The organism is Pseudomonas sp. Marseille-QA0892, assembly GCF_054950135.1.
In genome coordinates this window covers 4,623,696-4,641,954 of sequence record NZ_CM143104.1, presented here as the reverse complement: position 1 = coordinate 4,641,954, position 18,259 = coordinate 4,623,696, and the positions used below count along the sequence as shown (strand labels likewise).

22 protein-coding genes are annotated in these 18,259 nt (G+C 61.1%); 4 read left to right on the top strand and 18 right to left on the bottom strand.

Features of this window, described 5'->3' with window-relative positions; translation table 11 throughout:
* Window positions 1-20: 20 nt before the first annotated feature.
* Genes ACY8D3_RS21390 through flgB form a run of 3 tightly spaced genes read right to left on the bottom strand, consistent with a single transcriptional unit; the run spans window position 21 to window position 1,488 of the window.
* Window positions 21-698: a flagellar hook capping FlgD N-terminal domain-containing protein gene (locus ACY8D3_RS21390; protein ID WP_462380869.1), complete on the bottom strand. Its 678-nt coding sequence runs from the start codon at window positions 696-698 to the stop codon at window positions 21-23.
* The gene (flgC, locus tag ACY8D3_RS21385; protein WP_462380868.1) at window positions 698-1,126 is read right to left on the bottom strand and encodes a flagellar basal body rod protein FlgC; all 429 of its coding nucleotides are present in this window, start codon (window positions 1,124-1,126) and stop codon (window positions 698-700) included. Before flgC ends, ACY8D3_RS21390 begins: the two co-directional genes overlap by 1 nt.
* A complete protein-coding gene (gene flgB, locus ACY8D3_RS21380; RefSeq protein ID WP_462380867.1) occupies window positions 1,126-1,488 on the bottom strand; it encodes a flagellar basal body rod protein FlgB in 363 nt (120 codons plus the stop codon). The genes flgC and flgB overlap by 1 nt, the downstream gene beginning before the upstream one ends.
* Before the next feature lie 216 nt (window positions 1,489-1,704).
* Here flgB and flgA point away from each other — a divergent pair, with 216 nt between their 5' ends.
* From flgA to ACY8D3_RS21360, 4 genes are all read left to right on the top strand, one after another.
* Window positions 1,705-2,394 carry a flagellar basal body P-ring formation chaperone FlgA gene (flgA, locus tag ACY8D3_RS21375; protein ID WP_462380866.1) on the top strand — a complete coding sequence of 230 codons (690 nt, stop codon included), beginning with the start codon at window positions 1,705-1,707 and terminating at the stop codon, window positions 2,392-2,394.
* 165 nt (window positions 2,395-2,559) lie between these two features.
* Window positions 2,560-3,399, top strand: coding sequence for a lateral flagellin LafA (lafA, locus tag ACY8D3_RS21370; RefSeq protein WP_462380865.1), 840 nt, complete (start codon window positions 2,560-2,562; stop codon window positions 3,397-3,399).
* Between the two features lie 69 nt (window positions 3,400-3,468).
* Window positions 3,469-4,380 carry a lateral flagellin LafA gene (lafA, locus tag ACY8D3_RS21365; RefSeq protein ID WP_462380864.1) on the top strand — a complete coding sequence of 304 codons (912 nt, stop codon included), beginning with the start codon at window positions 3,469-3,471 and terminating at the stop codon, window positions 4,378-4,380.
* Between the two features lie 352 nt (window positions 4,381-4,732).
* Entirely contained in the window at window positions 4,733-5,623 is an 891-nt protein-coding gene (locus ACY8D3_RS21360; protein ID WP_462380863.1) for a winged helix-turn-helix domain-containing protein, read from the top strand.
* Between the two features lie 64 nt (window positions 5,624-5,687).
* Here ACY8D3_RS21360 and ACY8D3_RS21355 read toward each other — a convergent pair whose 3' ends face one another.
* The 15 genes from ACY8D3_RS21355 to fliF all read right to left on the bottom strand — a co-directional run bounded on the left by ACY8D3_RS21355 (window position 5,688) and on the right by fliF (window position 18,252).
* Complete coding sequence (locus ACY8D3_RS21355; RefSeq protein ID WP_462380862.1) at window positions 5,688-6,608, bottom strand: OmpA family protein; 921 nt, start codon at window positions 6,606-6,608, stop codon at window positions 5,688-5,690.
* A complete protein-coding gene (gene motA, locus ACY8D3_RS21350; protein ID WP_462380861.1) occupies window positions 6,605-7,477 on the bottom strand; it encodes a flagellar motor stator protein MotA in 873 nt (290 codons plus the stop codon). Before motA ends, ACY8D3_RS21355 begins: the two co-directional genes overlap by 4 nt.
* A gap of 8 nt (window positions 7,478-7,485) precedes the next feature.
* On the bottom strand, window positions 7,486-8,214 hold the full coding sequence (locus tag ACY8D3_RS21345; RefSeq protein ID WP_462380860.1) for a FliA/WhiG family RNA polymerase sigma factor: 729 nt from the start codon (window positions 8,212-8,214) through the stop codon (window positions 7,486-7,488).
* A gap of 6 nt (window positions 8,215-8,220) precedes the next feature.
* Window positions 8,221-8,685 (bottom strand): flagellar basal body-associated FliL family protein, encoded by a 465-nt coding sequence (locus ACY8D3_RS21340; RefSeq protein ID WP_462380859.1) that lies wholly within the window; start codon window positions 8,683-8,685, stop codon window positions 8,221-8,223.
* Window positions 8,686-8,719: 34 nt separating this feature from the next.
* On the bottom strand, window positions 8,720-9,841 hold the full coding sequence (locus ACY8D3_RS21335; RefSeq protein ID WP_462380858.1) for a flagellar hook-length control protein FliK: 1,122 nt from the start codon (window positions 9,839-9,841) through the stop codon (window positions 8,720-8,722).
* Window positions 9,842-9,849: 8 nt separating this feature from the next.
* Entirely contained in the window at window positions 9,850-10,167 is a 318-nt protein-coding gene (locus ACY8D3_RS21330) for a hypothetical protein (protein WP_462380857.1), read from the bottom strand.
* Window positions 10,151-10,543 carry a flagellar export chaperone FliS gene (fliS, locus tag ACY8D3_RS21325; protein ID WP_462380855.1) on the bottom strand — a complete coding sequence of 131 codons (393 nt, stop codon included), beginning with the start codon at window positions 10,541-10,543 and terminating at the stop codon, window positions 10,151-10,153. The genes ACY8D3_RS21330 and fliS overlap by 17 nt, the downstream gene beginning before the upstream one ends.
* Window positions 10,540-11,883: a flagellar filament capping protein FliD gene (gene fliD / locus ACY8D3_RS21320; protein ID WP_462380854.1), complete on the bottom strand. Its 1,344-nt coding sequence runs from the start codon at window positions 11,881-11,883 to the stop codon at window positions 10,540-10,542. Before fliD ends, fliS begins: the two co-directional genes overlap by 4 nt.
* Window positions 11,884-12,261: 378 nt before the next feature.
* Entirely contained in the window at window positions 12,262-12,690 is a 429-nt protein-coding gene (gene flgN / locus ACY8D3_RS21315; protein WP_462380853.1) for a flagellar export chaperone FlgN, read from the bottom strand.
* Window positions 12,687-12,971, bottom strand: coding sequence for a flagellar biosynthesis anti-sigma factor FlgM (gene flgM / locus ACY8D3_RS21310; RefSeq protein ID WP_462380852.1), 285 nt, complete (start codon window positions 12,969-12,971; stop codon window positions 12,687-12,689). Before flgM ends, flgN begins: the two co-directional genes overlap by 4 nt.
* A gap of 97 nt (window positions 12,972-13,068) precedes the next feature.
* Window positions 13,069-13,494 (bottom strand): flagellar FliJ family protein, encoded by a 426-nt coding sequence (locus ACY8D3_RS21305; RefSeq protein ID WP_462380851.1) that lies wholly within the window; start codon window positions 13,492-13,494, stop codon window positions 13,069-13,071.
* A complete protein-coding gene (gene fliI / locus ACY8D3_RS21300; protein ID WP_462380850.1) occupies window positions 13,494-14,825 on the bottom strand; it encodes a flagellar protein export ATPase FliI in 1,332 nt (443 codons plus the stop codon). The genes ACY8D3_RS21305 and fliI overlap by 1 nt, the downstream gene beginning before the upstream one ends.
* Window positions 14,826-14,828: 3 nt before the next feature.
* Window positions 14,829-15,527, bottom strand: coding sequence for a flagellar assembly protein FliH (gene fliH, locus ACY8D3_RS21295; protein ID WP_462380848.1), 699 nt, complete (start codon window positions 15,525-15,527; stop codon window positions 14,829-14,831).
* 6 nt (window positions 15,528-15,533) lie between these two features.
* The gene (locus ACY8D3_RS21290; RefSeq protein ID WP_462380847.1) at window positions 15,534-16,592 is read right to left on the bottom strand and encodes a FliG C-terminal domain-containing protein; all 1,059 of its coding nucleotides are present in this window, start codon (window positions 16,590-16,592) and stop codon (window positions 15,534-15,536) included.
* A complete protein-coding gene (gene fliF, locus ACY8D3_RS21285) occupies window positions 16,564-18,252 on the bottom strand; it encodes a flagellar basal-body MS-ring/collar protein FliF (protein WP_462380846.1) in 1,689 nt (562 codons plus the stop codon). The genes ACY8D3_RS21290 and fliF overlap by 29 nt, the downstream gene beginning before the upstream one ends.
* Window positions 18,253-18,259: the final 7 nt, after the last annotated feature.

The window sequence follows — 18,259 nt, the reverse complement described above, 5'->3', positions numbered from 1 at the left end:
TCGATCTCTTGAGAGTGTGGTCAGAGCAGGCTGGACGCAGGCTGCTGGCCGAATGCGAGGATCTGATAGAAGGGGACCTTGCCGGCACCGGCCACGTCGAGGACAGGCCCGTCGGCGCTTACGCGGACATGCCCCACGCGACCGGTGAGCTCAACCTGAGGTGCCTCGCCGCTCTGGGTCTCCAGACTCACAGCGTATTCGCCGTCGCTCAGCCCGAGCTTCTTCGGGTCGAGCGTGAAGGGCACCCTTCCCGCGGACTGGGGGCCGAGTGCGACTTCGGTTCGGTTACCGACGGCATCGGTCATTACGAGCGTGGTCTTGCCGGACGCATGAGCCAGTTGGAACTCGCCCGCGAGTGGCTCCCCATTCAGCTGTAGCCGGTCGACCGCAACCGTGACGTCCTGCCCGACGAGCCCGGCAGCGGTCAGCGTTTGAAGGTTGTCCGTCAGCACCAGGTTGCTCTGGGCCACGCGCGCCATGTTCTCCATGCTCTTGACCTGCGACATCGCCGAGAACTGGTTCAGGAACTCGGTACTGTCGACCGGCTTGGTCGGGTCCTGAAACTTGATCTGCGCGACCATGAGATCAATGAAGTTGTTTTCCATCTGGGTCGCGTCGGACAGGTTCACTGCCGCACGCGGCGCATCGATGGCAAGCGTGGCGATGCCACTCTTCTGCGCAGGATCAATCGTCGCCATCAGGACTCACCCAGCCTGAGCAGGCTCTGCTGCATGCTCTTGACGCGATTGAGCACTTCAACGTTGGTTTCGAAACTGCGGGTGGCCGACATCATGTCAGTCATCTCCTCTATCTCGTTCACGTCCGGGTAATAGACATAGCCCTGCCGGTCAGCCAGCGGGTTGCCTGGCTCGTAACGACGCTGGGGCTCGCGGCCGGAGGTCACCACATCGAGCACCTGGACATGAGCGCCACCCAGACCGACGCCCCGGGTGAGCTCACCGTTCTCGTACACGGCGGCGAACATTGGCCGCCGCGCCTGATAGACCTCATCTGCGCTCGCCGCGGCAGAGTCGGCATTGGCAAGGTTGGAGGCCACGGTGTTGAGTCGCACGGTCTGGGCGTTCATCGCCGAACCCGCAATGCGATAGATGGAATCAAAAGCCATCAGCGTCCCTCGATGGCCTGCTTGAGGCCACGGAATTTCATGTTGAGAAAGGTCAGGCTGGTCTGGAAGTCCATCGAGTTGCGCGAGAACTGCGCCTGCTCGACGGAAAGCTCCACCGTATTGCCGTCCTGTGACGGTTGGGTCGGCACGCGGTAGAGCATGCGCGGGTCGCTGCCGGTCGTGGCGACACGATTCGTGCCCTGCTCCATGCGGCGCATTTCGCTGGCGAAGTCGATATCACGCGCCTGGAAACCCGGCGTGTCCTCGTTGGCAAGGTTGGCCGCCAGGATCTCGCTGCGCTGCATACGCAACTCGAGCGCGCGGGTGTGAACGCTCAGGCTCTCGTCAATTCGTATACTCATTCACCGTACTCTCGAAACGCGGCTGAACAGAAAGTGCGCATGGAGATTGCAGAAACCATGCCCAGCCCTTACGAACGGTGTAACTCATTGATTTCTCTAGCCTTGCACTCGCTTTCCCGGCACCTTTGCGCAGCGCTTCTTCCGCTTTCGTCAAGGCGGGTCAAGTGCAGCGGAAAGCGTTTTTCCCCTTTTGGCTTCCGCTGGCCCATTGCACTGATGACCGGGGCAGTCGCTCTGCCGGTGTACGCCGCCCCCGGCGTCGAGGCCCAGATCGATGCTGCTGTCGCCACCTACATCGAAAGCCGCGTGCAGCAGGAAGCACTTCGCCGTAACTGGCGGGGCGTACGGGTAGCACAACGTATCGAACGCATCGGTAGCGTCACCGGCCTTATGCCGTGCGCGGATGAACCACGCGTTCGGCCTGGTGCGGAGGTGGGAGACATTCACGAGCGCAAACGCCTCGATGTGGTATGCCCGACGGACGCGGGCTGGACCGTTGCGGTCATGGTGCAACCCACCGTGATGCTCCCCGCCGTCCATGCAGCGGGCATCATCGAGCGCGGACAGACGTTGGGGCCGGAGCATCTGGTCCTGGAACCCATCAACATCGGCAAAGCACACCGAGGCTACTATCACCAGCCCGAGGAGCTGATCGGCCGAGCGGCCAAGCGCCGCATTCGCGCGAATCAGCTTCTAACGCCCGCCTTACTGACCGAAGCGCCTGCCGTGCGCAGAGGACAACCGGTCAAGATCATCGCAAGCAACGAAGGCATCGAAGCCTCCGCCAATGGGGAGGCCTTGGCCGACGGTCAACCTGGCGACGTGATACGTGTCCGCAATCTTGCAAGCCGCAAAATGATCGATGCTCAGGTCGTTGAGCCAGGGGTGGTCACAAGTACCTACTAGCTCCGTCGTTGCTGGCGTAGCCACAGCGGTTTAGACGGCGCTGTCGCGCCATGGATAAATTTATGACGCCAGATTTAAGTCCCCTGCGAGTCGTGTCGCCTTCCTGAATCAAGCAGGCAGATAGCCAGCCCTCAACGCCACGCCACTCGCTCGAAGGAAGACATCATGGCCCTGTCCATTCACACCAACTACTCCGCGCTGTCCACCAACACCAGTCTGAACAAGTTCAACTCTGCGCTGGCGACCAACCAGCAGCGCCTGGGCACCGGCCTGCGCATCAACAGCGCCGCCGATGACGCCGCTGGCCTGCAGATCGCTACTCGCTTGAACGCACAGAGCCGCGGTATGGCCGTTGCCATGCGCAACACCGGCGACGCGGTATCCATGCTGCAGACCGCTGAAGGCGCCTTCAGCGAGATGACCGACATCATGCAGCGGATGAAGGACCTCTCCACCCAAGCGGCGAACGACACGAACAGCGACGACGATCGCACTGCATTGAAGTCGGAGTTCGATGAGCTGGGCAAGGAACTCACCAACATCATCGACAACACCAAGTACGCAGGCGACACCCTGTTTGCCGCAGGTGGCAAGTTTACGGCCGCTATCAACTTCCAGATCGGGTCGAGCAGCGCCGAAACCATGTCACTCAACGCGGCAGCAAAGTTGACTGCTGTCACCGGCGCCATCACGACCGTCAAGGCTCAAACCCTGGACGACGCGACCAACGCCGGCAGCGCCATCGACGAGCTCGAGACGGCCCTGGACGCTGTAGGCGCGATGCGTGCCACGCTCGGCGCCAATATCAACCGCCTGAATCACACCAGCAACAACCTGGCGAACATGAAGGACAACACCGACATGGCCAAGGGGCGTGTAATGGACGCCGACTTCGCCGTCGAGAGCGCCAACATGAGTAAGAACTCCATGCTCATGCAGTCCGGCATTTCGATGCTCAAGCAGGCCGGCCAGATGCCCGGCATGGTCATGTCGCTGCTGGGCTAAACCAGCGCCTGATGGGCGGAGCCTCAGCTCCGCCTGACGTACGACACCTTTCGGTATAGGAATCCTGTCATGGCTCTGTCCATTCATACGAACTATTCGGCGCTGAGCACCAACACCAGCCTGAACAAATTCAACAGCGCACTCGCCACGAACCAGCAGCGCCTGGGCACCGGCCTGCGCATCAATTCGGCCGCCGACGACGCCGCTGGCCTGCAGATCGCCACCCGCCTGAATGCCCAGAGCCGCGGCATGGCAGTGGCCATGCGTAACGTCGGCGACTCCGTATCCATGCTGCAGACCGCCGAAGGCGCGTTCAGCGAAATGACCGATATCGTTCAGCGCATGAAAGACCTGGCCACCCAGGGCGCCAACGGCACGAACAGCGGTGCGGACTTAATTTCGCTTCAGAGCGAATACGATGAGCTCGGCAAAGAGCTGAACAACATCATCAAGAACACCCGATACGCCGGCGATACGCTGTTCAGCAACGGCACCGTAACCGACGGCAGCGCAGGCAAGTTCTCCGCCGCTGTCTCGTTCCAGATCGGCGCGAGCTCCGCCGAGACCATGGCGTTCGATGGCTCCACGGCGCTCGGAACGCTTACCACCGCCCTGGCTGCCGTGTCCGGCAGTTACGAAGACCCCACGGCGACTGGCACCGAGATCGCGAGCACCGATGACCCGACAACGGCGGTCAATACCACGGCTAACGCGACCATCGGCAAGCTGGAAACCGCGCTCAACGAGCTCGGCTCGATGCGTGCCCAGTTCGGCGCCAGCATCAACCGCCTGAACCACACCAACAACAACCTGGCCAACATGAAGGACAACACCGACATGGCGAAGGGCCGGGTGATGGACGCCGACTTTGCCGTCGAAAGTGCCAACATGAGCAAGAATTCGATGCTCATGCAGTCCGGCATCTCGATGCTGAAGCAGGCAGGCCAGATGCCTGGAATGGTCATGTCGCTGCTCGGCTAATGCCTGGCTCATCATGGCCGATGAAAACCCCGCCTCGGCGGGGTTTTTTTTATCCGATGAAAACGCACTCGTCAGTCGTCCACTCATGCAGATGAATCGACCAACGGAAAACGAGACCCTTGTCACACTTTATATTTGACGTCAGAATCCCATCGCCGCCACAACGGGCATACATCCTGTCACATGGCAACAGTAGCGTTGGCATCGCCAGGGAAGCGGCTTCGGCCCTATAGGGTTTTCCCCGATAGTGATACCGCACATACGCGGGTTCTAATACGGTCTACTGCCCGCATGACTGCTTCTTGCAGCGCGGAAAGGACCTTGGCCTATTGATCCATTGACTCGGACCTCCATGAAAACGTCCCCAACCATTCCAGCGGCGGAGACCGTCGCCTGTCTATGGCTGAAGACCGGCCAGGCACATCGAATCGCGCGATTCCAGCCGGCTCAGTTTCAGTTGGTTTGCCAATATCAGGATGAGCCGGAAGAACGTATTGACCTGGGTTATGCCGGCAGCCGTGTACTCGAACGGCTGCTGGCCTCGCCGGGCGAGGTCGTTTCGCGTCAGGACTTGCTTAGCTACGCCTGGGAGAACCGGGTAGTCAGCCAGGGCAGCCTGAACCAGCAGATCTACACCCTGCGACAGCTGTTGTCTGACAGCACGAGTCAGATCATTCAGACCTTGCCGCGCCGTGGCTACTGCTTCAATCCGGATTGCGTATTGCCGGCGCAAGCCCAGCAAAGCACCGATCTGCCGGAGCACCTGTCCGCAGCCGTCAGCGAGCCTGTGAGTGGGCTGCAGCAGGCTGTGAAGGCGCCAGACGTCGGCCACGGCCGTGCCTCAACCCCACGCAGGGCGCGCATCGTCGCCTGGGGCACCGCCCTTCTGGCGACGCTGGTACTGAGCGCTACCACCGCAGGCCAGTTGGTCAACGGAACTGCCAGGACAGGTAGCGTTACGCACCATGAGAAAATCGGCCAATTACAGGTCGTCTACATCGATACATCGGAAACGATGCTGAACGAGCTCAGGCGCGATACGTACCCGGTGCTGACGCAACTGGGCGCGAAGGGCTCCAGCATGACCAACCTGGTCGTCAGCCTTTCACGTGGTTTCTATGAATTCAGATGCTTGCACCCGGACGGCCAGTTCAACATGACCAAGGTCCACAAAGCGCTTCTTGAAACCGATGCGCGCGTGCAGCTGGAGCAATGCCTGCCGGCCGAAGCGATGCAAAGCTGAGCGAATCGCTCCCCCATCAACGCAAATGCCCGACTCGTCGGGCGTTTGCACATCACGTCCATTCCTAGTTGCCCGAAAAACGTACGCCTTCGGCTGACATCTCGACACGTGCGTAACTGTCCCCAAACAATTCACGATACAGGCGCTCAGCCGTTTCTGTCAGCAACAGGACCTCTACGCGGCGATTGGCACCGCTTGCGGGATCTTCGGGGCGCAGCGGCATAACGTCTGCCTGGGCCGCGACTTGCAAGACCGCACGCTGTGCCAATCCCCCGTCCACAAGCACACCGCGGGCCCGCTGCGCACGGTCCCCCGAAAGATTCCAGTTGTCGTATCCACTCTTCTGGCGGAAGGGTATGGCGTCCGTGTGGCCACTGATGATCAAACGATTGTCGACCTTCTTCAGCACACCCGCGAGCACCCTCAGCAAGCGATCGAAATGCGGATCCAGGGTGGCACTGCCGCGTTGGAACATGAAACGCTCCTTATCATCCTTGATAAGGATACGAAGCCCCTGTGGCACAACGTCGACTTCAAGATTTGCGATAGCGTCGACGTCCTTCGCCTCGGCCAGGATCCGCTCGGCCAATGCCTTGAGCTCGGCGGCAGAACTCACCTGCCGGCTGCCGGTCTGCTCGCCAGCGTCAGCGTTCGCACCGTCCGTATCACGCCGCGCATCAGCACGCTGCTCGGCTGGAGGTGTGGGCAATGTGACCCCGTCCAGCTCCAGCGGGGACGTACTGGTCCCGTCGAAGATCCCCGCACCACCGTCTACAAGTGGATTGCTCTCCTCGTTACCGAAGGCTGGATTGGTCTGGTCCATCTGAGGCTGAATGATCCACAGGACCATGAACAGGGCCATCATGGCGAGGGTGAAGTCGGCGAATGCCACCTTCCATGCGCCGCCATGCTCATCACCGTGTCCCTTCTTGCCTCGGCGCTTGATGATGATCTCGTGCTCGCCAGCCTTGCCGCGGGGCTTCATGCGGCGTCCCTTTGCTCTTCGTACTGATTGACCCAGATCTCCAATTGCTTGAAGGCGGGTTTGACGTCCTGTTCGATCAGCTTGCGGCCAGCGTCGACCGCAAGCAGTGTCGGCTTGCCCGCAACATGGGCAACGAGCGTGGTGCGAACGCACTCAAGGGCTGATAGCTCGGTCTTGATGCGCTGTCCCATTGCATTCGAGAGCGGGTCCATGAGGCAGTAGCAGAAGAAGATGCCCAGGAACGTTCCCACCAGGGCGGCCGCCACGTGCGCGCCGATCTCGGCAACGCTGCCGCCAATGCTTCCCATCGTGATGATGATGCCCATGATCGCGGCAAGAATGCCAAAGCCCGGCATCGCCTCGCCAACCTTATGCAGCGACCGGGACGGCTGCATCAACGCATGCTCCATGGCCTCGAGCTCCTGCTCGAGGAAGCCTTCCAGCTCGTGCGCGCTGATCTTGCCCATGGCCATCAGCCGGAAGTTGTCCGCGATGAATGCCATCAGGTTTTCTTCCTGCAGGATCAGCGGGTAGCGCGTGAACAACTCGCTCTGATCGGGGTTTTCGATGTGCTCATCGAGCACCTTCAGGCCACCGTCGCCGACCATTTCCAGCAGTTCATACAGGAGCATCAACAGCTGGCGCTGGAACTCCTCACCACGCCGCTTGTGCAGGAATACACCCTTGAGCTGGACGCACATCTCCAAGAGCACTTCCTTCGGGTTGGCGACAATAAGGCTACCGAGCGCCGCCCCCAGGATGATGACCACTTCCGCGGGCTGCCACAGCATGCGCATGTCGCCATGGGCCATGGCATAGCCACCTAGAACACAGGCAATGATGACGAATGCACCCAATACTTTCTGCATGATCGTTACTACGCTTTATCGGATAGGAAGCGACAGGCCTTGCCGATCGCCTGCTTGCTCAACTGACAGACCCTGGCGTCACTGACTTCGAGGACCAGGGCAATTTCTTTCAGGCTCAGCTCGTGTTGGTAATACAGCGTCAACACCAGCCGTTCGCGCTCATCCAGACGCGCCAGCGCCTGCTCCAGCAACCGCTGTTGCAACAGCCGATCCTCGAACCCGCTCCCGGTGTCGGCGAACGCCTCCTGGCCGCCCTGGAGCAGCTCATCGAGACTTTCAATGGCTTCGCACGACTCAGCCAGCAGGTACTCGTGGTACTCCTTTTCGGCCATTCCCGTGTGCTGCTGGATTTCGTCATCCGTGGGCTGCCTACCGAGCTGGCGCGCGAGTGCGCGGATTGCATCACGCGTCTTGTGAGCCTGTTGGCGGACGCTGCGGGGGCGCCAGTCCTGACGACGAAGCTCATCCAGGATGGCACCGCGAATCCTCAGCGAGGCGAACCGGCCGAATGCCTCGTCCGGCTCCCCGTACCGGCGCAAACAGTCCAACAGTCCCAGCAGGCCGACCTGCTCCATGTCCTCACGGTCAAGCACCTGGTTGGCCTGTAGAGACAGCTGCCGGACGATGCGCTTGACCAGCGGAAGGTACTGCATCACCCAGTGCTGCTCCGCACCGGGTGAAAGGGCTACTGGCACTGAATCCGCGAGGGCATAGCCAAGGGCGCTGTGGGCGTTCATGAGTCGTTACTGCACGATGAGCTTGCTGACCAGCACGTTCTGGAAAGGCTGCGCTGCTTTTTTGCTAGAGAAGTCGCTGTTCAAGACCTGCTCGAGCCGCTGTTGCAGCTCTCCGATCTGCAGGCCACGCAGCTCCTCGAAAGGCAGCCCGGACAGATAGGCCACGACGGAGTTACGCACGAGTGGTTCGGCGGATGCGAAATCACGCGGCTCATCGCCCTTCTCTGCCTGCAGCATCAGATCGAGGACGAAATAACGCTCACGACCGGCACCGGGTACGCTGACGATGACCTTGTTGACCGGAAAGAACTCGTACGCGACCGGCTCCACCGGCTTGTCCGCAGGCGCGCTTTCAGCACCGGCCTCAACGACGTCAGAGGGTTTGAGCAACCACCAGGCCACACCGACGCCACCGGCGACGATCAGCAGATTGATCAGGGTGACGATAATCAGGAGGCGTCCAGTCTTCATTGGGTAAGGGTCCAGTAGAAATAAATCGGGCGGCTCATACCGTCACCAGCACATCACTGCGAGGGTTATCGGTTGCGGATTGCTCAGGGGGGGTGGGGCCATTGCCTGCCACGCGCAGGCCATCGACAGGCACGTGTTTCTGCCGTCCCTGGCCAGACTGCCCATGCCTGGCGTCCGCACTGACCTGCACGTTCACCTGCACGAAGTTCTGGTTCACCAATTCCTGGCGCAACCGGTCGCTGGTCTGCTGCAGAAGTCGCGAGATTTCGGGCTGAGCGGCATTGACCTGGACGTTCAAACGGCCTGATTCATGGGTAAGCAGAATCTCCAGGCTCCCCAGTTCTGGCGGATCCAGGCGGATGGTCGCGTTCTGCACCCGTTGCTGTAACTGCATATCCACGTGCTCACGCAGGGCATGCAGCATTTGCTCGCCCCACTTCGTCTCCGGCGTCTGCAGCCTGATTACCCGGTCCGGCAGAGGTGCGAGCGTCTGTGAACGATCGGATTGAAGATCCGGGGCTGCGCTCGGGTTGAGCGGATCGGCCGCCGCGAGCCGCGCATCAGTAGCCGGATCGACCTCCAGCGCTACATCCGCAAACGTCCACGCACCTGCGGCGGCAACCGTCTGAGCCGCAGCGGAAGGCATTTTCCGCGCCTGAGCCGAGCTGACGATCGCACCGGCGAGCGCCTGCAGGTTGTCCTCCGCCACTGAGTCAGTCGAAGCCGATATCGTCCGGAATGCGGACTCCGGTGAGGCAGACACCACGACTGGGAGTTCGCCGTCGACAGCATCATTGCTCAGCGAGGACCCGCCCGGTTTACGCTCGCGCGCCTCCAAAACAGCCTGCTGCTGCGACAGCATTCCCAGCAACCACTGCTCCGATAGCGTGTCGGGCTCAACGCCTTCGCCGCGTTCTTGCAGCTCGCTGTCCGGAGCGTCTTCCAAAGCCGGCGCCATCATCGCCACAGGCGACTGTGCAATTGCCGGGGAGATGGCGGACTGGCTTTGGCCATGAGCCGATTCGACTGTTGCCATCTGCTGCACGAAGGTGGCTGCCGATTGCAGTGGGCTGGCATGCCGCATAGCTGGCGCCGCGATCGGACTGGCCGCGGTCTGCACCGCCGCATTGCCCGGTGCCGCAGTAGTAGGGGTCATGGTTGCGCTCATCTTTGACCGATTAGCCCTATCTGCTGATAGGCCGAACGCCCTTCGGCGTATTCCAAATGGTGATCCAGCTTCTGGCGAAGCCGCTCGCACTCTTTCGCGCAGGCACGCATAACGCGCGTATGCAGCGCATGTAAGCGCTGCCACGCACTGCGGGAGCGCTCGTCCAGCAAGGCCGCGTTGCCGAGCGACGCCAGACACCGGCGCACGGCTTCATCGGCGACGGCAACCGCCGCCCAATCCGCAGCGTCGGCTGCCTGTGCCAACTCATCGTGGAGGCGGTTCAGGCGCTGGGCCGCGTCATTGGCGGGCTGCATTGACGCCTTCCCAGCCTTCGCGAAGGATGCCCAGCAGGTTCACGACCTCATCCAGCCCCTCGAGGGACAGTGTCACGCTGACGTCCGAGAGTCTGTAGATGCAGTAGTCGTAAAGGCGAGCCAGGCTGGCCACGACCTCGCCGCCCCCTTCGTAGTCGAGCGCGCCGCTGAGGCCATTGAGGATGTTCAGGCACTTTTCCAGTGACTGCCCCTTCTGCTGGTAGCGCTTGTGCTCGATGTGGCCGCGCGCACGAGCCAACTCGTCAAGCAGACCATCGAATAGAACCAGCACGAGTTCGTAAGGCGAGGCGGAAGCAGCACGCGCCTCGAGATCGACAGAGCGATAACTGTCGTAGTTTTCATGGTAGGGGTTCATTGATCTGTCCCGTACATAGAGAACAGGCCGTTGGTTTGTTCCATCGCCTGCATCGTCTGCATCATGGTGGTGAACTGCCGCAGGTAGCGGGCGTAATAGGTGTCGTACTGCTGCTGAAGCTGTTCGAACTGCTCGTTGCTACGGCGCAGGTTCTGGTCGAGCGTGTCCATCCGGTTCTTCAGCAGTCCGTTCGCGCTGCTGGTATAGGTCGCGACGCTCTTGTCGATGCTGTCGAGCAGCTTGTCCTTGCTCGTGAACAGGGCTTCGAAACCTTCCGGGTCTGCGCTCACTGCCGCATCGAAACGGGCCGCATCGATGGTCAGCTTTCCGTTGCGGTCTGCAATGATCCCGAATTCGATCAGGCTCTTTCCCCCGAACCCGTTACGAACGAGTGCGTTGAGTTGCGTCTCGATGGACCGCACGCTGGAGTCGCCCGCGAGTACGCCGCGCTTGGCACTGTCGCTTCCGCTGGCGGTAAGCGTGTCGAAGCTGCCCATGAGCGTGTTGAATGCATCGATGAACGTTTGCGCCTTGGCCTTGGTCGCTGAGGTGTCGCGGCCAACCGTGATCGTCAACGGCGTATCGTTGGCGGCGTGAGCCTTGGTGAACGTCATGCTCACACCGTCAACGAGGTCGCTGAAGGTATTACTGGCGCTCTGCAGCAGCATGCCCGACTCGCCGCCCAGGCGAACCTTTGCATTTCGGGCGGCGGATAACTCTTCGCGACCCGAGATCGCATTGGAAAACGTGTCGCTCGTGCCTGCTACAGAGAAGCGCAGCGCATTGTCGGTACCGGTCTGATTGCTGGAGATCACGAGCGAGACCGTTCCATCCGCACGCACCAACGTCGCGGTGGCTCCCGTGTTGTCGGGATGTTTGTTGATCGCGGCAGCCAGTTCTTCAAGTGAGGCGCTGCCATTCCCGTCACTGTCGATGGAAGCCAGGTCGATGGCGAAGCTGTTTTCGCCTTGGCCAATGGTGAGCGTGCCCGCATTACCGATATCAGCAGGATTCAGCCCATTGATCGCCACTTGGTGGGCGCTCGCCAACTGCTCGACGAAAAAGGAATAGCTACCAGACTTGGCAGTGGCGCCCACCTTTGCCGTGGCGTAGCCGTCCTGGCTGTAGGTGGCACTATTGATCAACATGGTCGCGTTGCCGCTTTTCAGTCCACCTAGTGTGCTCTTGAATTTGGTCAGGGCCGTACGCAGCGAATTCAGCCCTTCTCGCTGCGCCTTGTAATTCGCTTCATTGCGATTGAGCCGGTCCAACGAGGCCTGAACCCCGTAGTTCGCCAGCTGCGTCGCCATGTTCTTTACGTAGTTGGAATCGATTGCCATATGGCCCCCTTGCGTTCGCTCTATAGAGCAATACTGATGCCAAGTGCTAAGTGCTTGTTTTAGTTAGCTTTTAGCGACACCAAAGCTGAAAAGGCCTTTCCTCTTGGACGATCGCGGGCGACGTAGGGAAAAGCAGCTTCCTCCCACTTGAAAGCGGAAGGCAGAAGAAAAAGGCGACGCTCGTAATGGCGGTATTAAGCAATGCGTGCGGTATCGCAAATGGACAGTCGATCACCGGAGCCCGCCATGCTTCCGCGACTACCCAACCTGCTCGGAGGGTGAGATTGCCGGCAGGCGCTATTGAACAGGGTAGGCGTCGAACGCGGGCGGACATGTACACCGCCTCGCATCCATGTCGATGGAAGGGGTAAGAGAAGGTCAGCGAGGAGCGTAGACAGCGGCCATGTGCCCGGTCAGTTGGGCAATGATTTCCCGGTGCATCGCAAGAAGGCGGCCGTTACGCTCATTGAGCGACTGACACTCCGTCGCCAGCACACCGATGCGGCGCCAGTGCTCGGCGACAGCCAAACGACGTTCGGCAGGATAGGCCTCGATCAACCGCTGCATCGCACTCGGTGTACTGCCAAGCCCGAAGGCGCCCAGCACCTTGGTACGGCGGTCGGCGCGCACGGTCACGTGCTCGACGCGATCCGTGATGAGCGCGTTGATCCGTTCAATACCGGGAACGTCACGCGCGAGCAGTCGATGGTAGAGCTGGTCCATCAGTGCCTTCAGGGCCGCGTAGTCCTCGCCATCCTGGCGCAGGTCATCGGCGGCGACCTGCAACAGGCGCTCGCGCTGGCTCACACTTCGCTGCCGCGGTGGTGTGCCAACACGTGACCGGCCAGGGTCGCGGGGTCGGTCGAGATTTCGCCACGCGCCAGAGCCGCCTTGAGCGTATTGACCTTCTCCAGGTCCACATCAGGTAGCGAGCGTAGCGCGCTTTGCATCTGTTCCAGCGGCAGGCCAGCGCCACTTGCCGGCCGTGCGTTCGTTGTTGCAGCCTGCGCGGTTACCGACGCGCGCGGCTTGGCAGCGCTCTCGACCGCAGGGGGGGTGGTGGGCTTCAAGGTCCGGCTGATGTCCATGATCGATTCCACTCGGGGGTTATCAGCGGTAAGCGACCACTGTTGAGGAATACTTAAATCCAATTTTCAAGACTGTTACCAATGGCGCGTGGCCCGTTCAGTGCGACTGACCGCGCCACCATGTCTGCTGCGCCAGGCCGTCCTGGATCCGTTGCTCCTGTTGCGCCAGCTGCACGTTCCAGTCCGCCAGCTTGGCCTCGACCAGCTGCTCGACGATTTTTTCGTTGCGCATGGCGAGCAACAACTCACGCTTGATGCGCTCCAGCGTCTGCTCGGCCACTTCCAGCTCCCGCCGCTGCAGTTCCACCATCCGGTAAAGCGTTGCCTTGTAGCGCTGTTGGTTATCTCGTTGCAAGGGCGTCGTCATGGGCACCGTGAAACCGCACAGGCGCCCCAGCCCGGCGATATTGTTCCGGTACCGCTGGCAAAGGTTCTGCTGATATTGCACACGGCCCAACATCTCGCGCACCTTCTGCCCGCGTAGACTGGCGAGCCGGGACAACACCTCGATCTGCGCTTTCATCATGTCCTTCGAAGCAGCGCTTGCAGCGTGGAAACGCTGAGCTCGAGATCGGCGGCCTCGCCGACCTCCTGACGCAGGAAACGCTCTATCGAAGGCGCCAGCTGCACAGCGCGGTCGGTACGGCCATCCATGCCCGGCGTGTATCCCCCAAGCGGGATCAACTCACGGATCTTGTTATAGGCCGAATACAGTTCCTTGAGCTGACGGGCACCGCCCAGGTGCGCTGCATCCCCAACCTGGCTCATGCAACGGCTTACGGAAGCACCGATATCGATCGCGGGATAATGGCCGCTTTCGGCCAGATGCCGCGACAACACAATATGCCCGTCGAGAATTGCGCGCGCGCAGTCGGCAATCGGATCCTGTTGATCGTCCCCTTCGGCCAATACGGTATAGATAGCGCTGAGGCTGCCGCTGCCTTGCTCACCATTGCCTGCACTCTCCACCAGCTCAGGCAGCATTCCGAATACCGACGGGGGATAACCCTTGGTAGCGGGCGGCTCGCCAAGCGCCAGAGCGATCTCCCGCTGCGCCATGGCATAGCGGGTCAATGAGTCAACGAGCAGCAGCACGTCATGCCCTTGGTCACGGTAGTGCGCGGCTATGCTATGGCACAGCTCGGTAGCGCGCAGCCGCATGAGCGGCGATTCGTTGGCCGGTGCGACCACTACGACCGCCTTTCGAAGGCCCTCCGGGCCAAGCGAGTGGAACAGGAATTCCTGCACTTCGCGGCCGCGCTCTCCAATCAATCCCACCACGACGACATCGGCCTTGGTCTGGCGTGTAATCATGCCCAGCAGCACACTTTTGCCGACACCGCTACCGGCGAACAAACCCACCCGCTGCCCCTTGCCTAGCGTGAGCAGACCGTTGATGGCGCGGATGCCCACATCGAGCGGTTCACTGACCGGTTTCCGCCTCAAGGGGTTGACGCTGGGCAACTCTCCCGGAAGACGGTGCTGTCCATCCAGCTTGCCCACATCATCCAGAGGTTCGCCCAACCCATTGACTACCCGGCCCAGCCAGCTGTCGTCGATATGCAGCGAGGCCTCATCGGGCGCGGGGAACACACGCGACCCTGACGCCAGGCCGACAGGCTTTTTGAAGGGCATAAGGTAGGTAATCTCGCGGTTGAATCCGACCACCTGCGCTTCGAGCATGGTCCCATCGCCCTGCTCGACATAGCAGCGCTGCCCGGTCAGGCGCTGGCACCCCAGCGCCTCGAGCAGCAGGCCCGAGACCCGCACCAGCCGGCCGCTGACTTTTGCCAGCTGTACGCTGTCCAGCGAGCGCAGCGCTTCGTCCAGCTTGAACGCCTCACGGATCGACACGGGTTATGCCTCAGCCTTGATATGCTCGGCCAATGTTTCCATGCAGGCGTCAAGACGCTGCTGGCAGCCGATATCCGCTTCCGATTCGGCGGTAATTACACGGCATTCACCGAGCGCCAGCTTCTCATCGGGCACGAGCCTCCAGGCCGCCGCGCGCTCCGGCGCAAGCTCCTTGATACGTGCGCATTCCTCCGGGTTGAGCAGGATGCGTACATCCTGCTGGTCGCCCGGCATCGCGGCGAGCGCCTCCTCGGCAAGTGAAAGCAGCTGTGTCGGGTGAAGCGTCAGCTCGCAACGGATTACCTGACGTGCAACCTTCTGCACCAGGGTCAACAGCTCATCACGTCGTGCCTGTTCGAACTCCTTTCGAAAGCCCTCGAACGCCTCGATCATTTGCTGAAGCGGCGCCGCGGCATCATCGAATGCCTGACGGCCCAACGCGCGCCCTTCCTCGGCGCCAATCACCTTGCCGTCGCGCATGCCCTGCTCAAAGCCTTCGCCATGGCCTGCCTGGCGGCCCTGCTCGAGGCCCTCGCGATAGCCCTTTTCAACGCCCTCCTGAAAGCCGTCAGCCACCGCTCTTTGCAGGGCAGCAGGATCTCCATCCCAACTCGCTTCGGATTGGCCGCTCACCTTGAAGCGTGGCGGGAAGCGGAACGGACGCCAGGTGCGGTCAGCCCCTCTGATTATCTTGACGGTCATCAGTGTTTACTCGACGGTCTGTTCGCGGAACAGCTGGATCTGCAAGTCGCCGTTGGCTGACATCTCTCTCACTACACCCATGATGTCCTTTCGAACCTGCTCAACACGGGATAGCGGGACCGGGCCCTGGCGGCGGTTGATCGACTCCATCTGCTGTGCCTGCCGCTTGGGCAGCGCGCCTTGAATCGCTTTGACGAGCGCAGGTTCCGCCCCTTTCAAGGCGACGACCCACTCTTCCAGCGGGATAACCTCGAGAAGCATCTGCAGTACGTCCGGGTTCTGCCGCGAGAGAATGAAGAAGTCGTACATTTCATCCTCGATCTTCTCCACGAGGTCCTCGTTATGCGCGCGCAACAGCTCGAACATCTGATCGCGGTTGCCCTTGAAGCGATTCATGATGTCTGCCGCCTGCTTCACTCCGCGCACCTGTGAACCCTGTGTCGAAAGCACGCGCAGGCTACGGTCGATGAGTTCCTCGAGCTCGGCGATCACATCGCTGTTCACCTCGGTGAGGTTGGCGATGCGATACAGCAGTTCGTCCTGCCGCTCAGCCGGCATTCGCTCCAGCACCTCGGTTGCCATGCCCGGCGGCAGAAACGCAAGGAACACGGCCTGCATCTGTGCGTGTTCCTTGGCTATCAGCGCTGCAAACTGCTTCGGGTCGAGCCACTCCATCTTTGCCATCTTGGCGCGGATTTCCTCACCATAGATGGAGTCGAGGAGCGAGCGGGTGATATCGCCACCCAGCGCCTTGCCGAGCATGCCCGCCAGGTAGCCGCGCGACGCGCCCTTGATGCTGCTCTGTTCCTTGTACTCTTCGAAAAAGCGGCCGATTACGTCGGAAACCATCGGCTGCTTGACGTTCGAAAGCCGTGCCATCGCCTGACTGATGCAGATGATTTCTTCTCGCGAAAAATGCCGCAGCACGCCGGCCGAGATGTCGTCGCCCATACTCAGCATCAGAATCGCCGCCTGATCGAGCGAACTGACCGCACGGGCTTGCCCAGAGCGCACTTTGGTGACCGCCTTGGCCTCATCAGCCGGCGGAGGTGAGGTCTCTTTCATTACGCCCTATCCAGTGCTTGATGACTTCGGACACACGTTCCGGATCGTTCTTGGCCAGCATTTGCAGGTGTTCGATTTGCAACTCGAGACCCGAGCCAGGGGCCGGCAAGCGGATTTCCGCCAGCGGGTTCAGCTCCGCGAATACCAGGCCGCCTGCCGCGCCTTCGCGCAGGCCCGACGGGGATGGCAAGCGCTCCGTCTCCACGGCCGGGGGTAACGCGGCGGCTGAAGGCGATTGGTCCAGGCCTGTCGAAAGGAGCGAATCGCTTTCGGTAGTGGGCGGCGTTGCAGGCCGCATCAAGTGGCGCATCGCTGGCCGTACGATGAGTAGCAATAGCAGCAGGCTCACCACGCCCAGCAAACCGAGCTTTATCAGCGCGTGGACATTGCTGTCCTGCCACCAGGCGATTTCGTCCACCGGCGCCTCCACTGCAGCAAAGGGAAAGACGCTGATGGTCACGAGGTCGTTGCGGCTTTGGCTGAAGCCAACTGCGCTTTTGACCATGGCCTCAAGATCCGCTTTCGCCTCAGGTGTCCAGCCGCCTTCCGGAGCACTTGATGCGTTCAGCACGACCGCTACGCTCTGCTGGCGCAAGGCAAAACCGGCATGTTTGATGTGCGTTACGCTCTGATCGTAGTCGAGCTTTCGCGTGGATTCCTCACGCAGCGAAGTGGCACCCTTGTTCTCGGTTTGGGCTTTCGCATCGCCTTTTTCGGGCGGGGCTACCGGACGGTTTGCCAACGAACCGGGTACGCCAAGCGCAAGCTGATCCAGCGCACTTTCGTTGCGTACCACCTCATTACGCAGACGCGGATCTTCACCAAATGCCTGTAGCGTTTCCTCTCGCTGACTGAAGTCGATATCGGCGGCCACGCTGATTCTGTAATTGCCGCGGCCGAGCACCGGCGCGAGCACCTGCTCGATATTGGCCGCCGCTTTCTGCTGGTAGTCGTCAACGGCCTGCCAGTTCTGGCTCAAGCCACCGGCGCCGTTAGCTCCGCGAGATAACAGTACCCCGTACTGGTCGACAACGCTTACGTCGTCCGGCTTGAGGTTCGGCACACTGTTGGCTACCAGGTTCAGTATCGCGGTGACTTGCTCCGGCTTGAGCGAGTAGCCCGGATCAAGCTGGACCATGACCGACGCCTTGGGCGGTGCCCTGCGGCTCACCACGAAGGAACTGGACTCCTCTTGAGCGAGGTGCACCCGGGCCTGATCGATGCCCTTCAGCGACATGATCGTGCGAGCGATTTCACCTTCCAGGCTACGCTTCAGACGTACGTCCTGAACGAAATGGCTCGTGCCCAGCGGTTCGTCCTTATCGAACAGTTCATAGCCGGCCGGCATCGAGACCTTCACGCCTCTCGCTGCAAGCGCCATACGTGCACGCGCGATCTGGTCGTCGCGCACAAGCACCTGTCCACTCTGAGGATGAATGCGATAGGGCACGGCCTCGGCGTCGAGCACCTGCATGACTTCGCCAGCGGGAAAGTTCTCGCCCGCACCGTATAGCGGCCGGTAACCATCGCTGTCGCGCCACAGGTAATACACGACCGACAGCGCCAGCGCTGCCGCGATGCCGGCCATGCCAGCGAGCGCAAGGCGTGGATCGAGCTTGACGCTACCCGCAGGTAGCTTGTTCTTTATCGTCTGCAGCACTGGGACG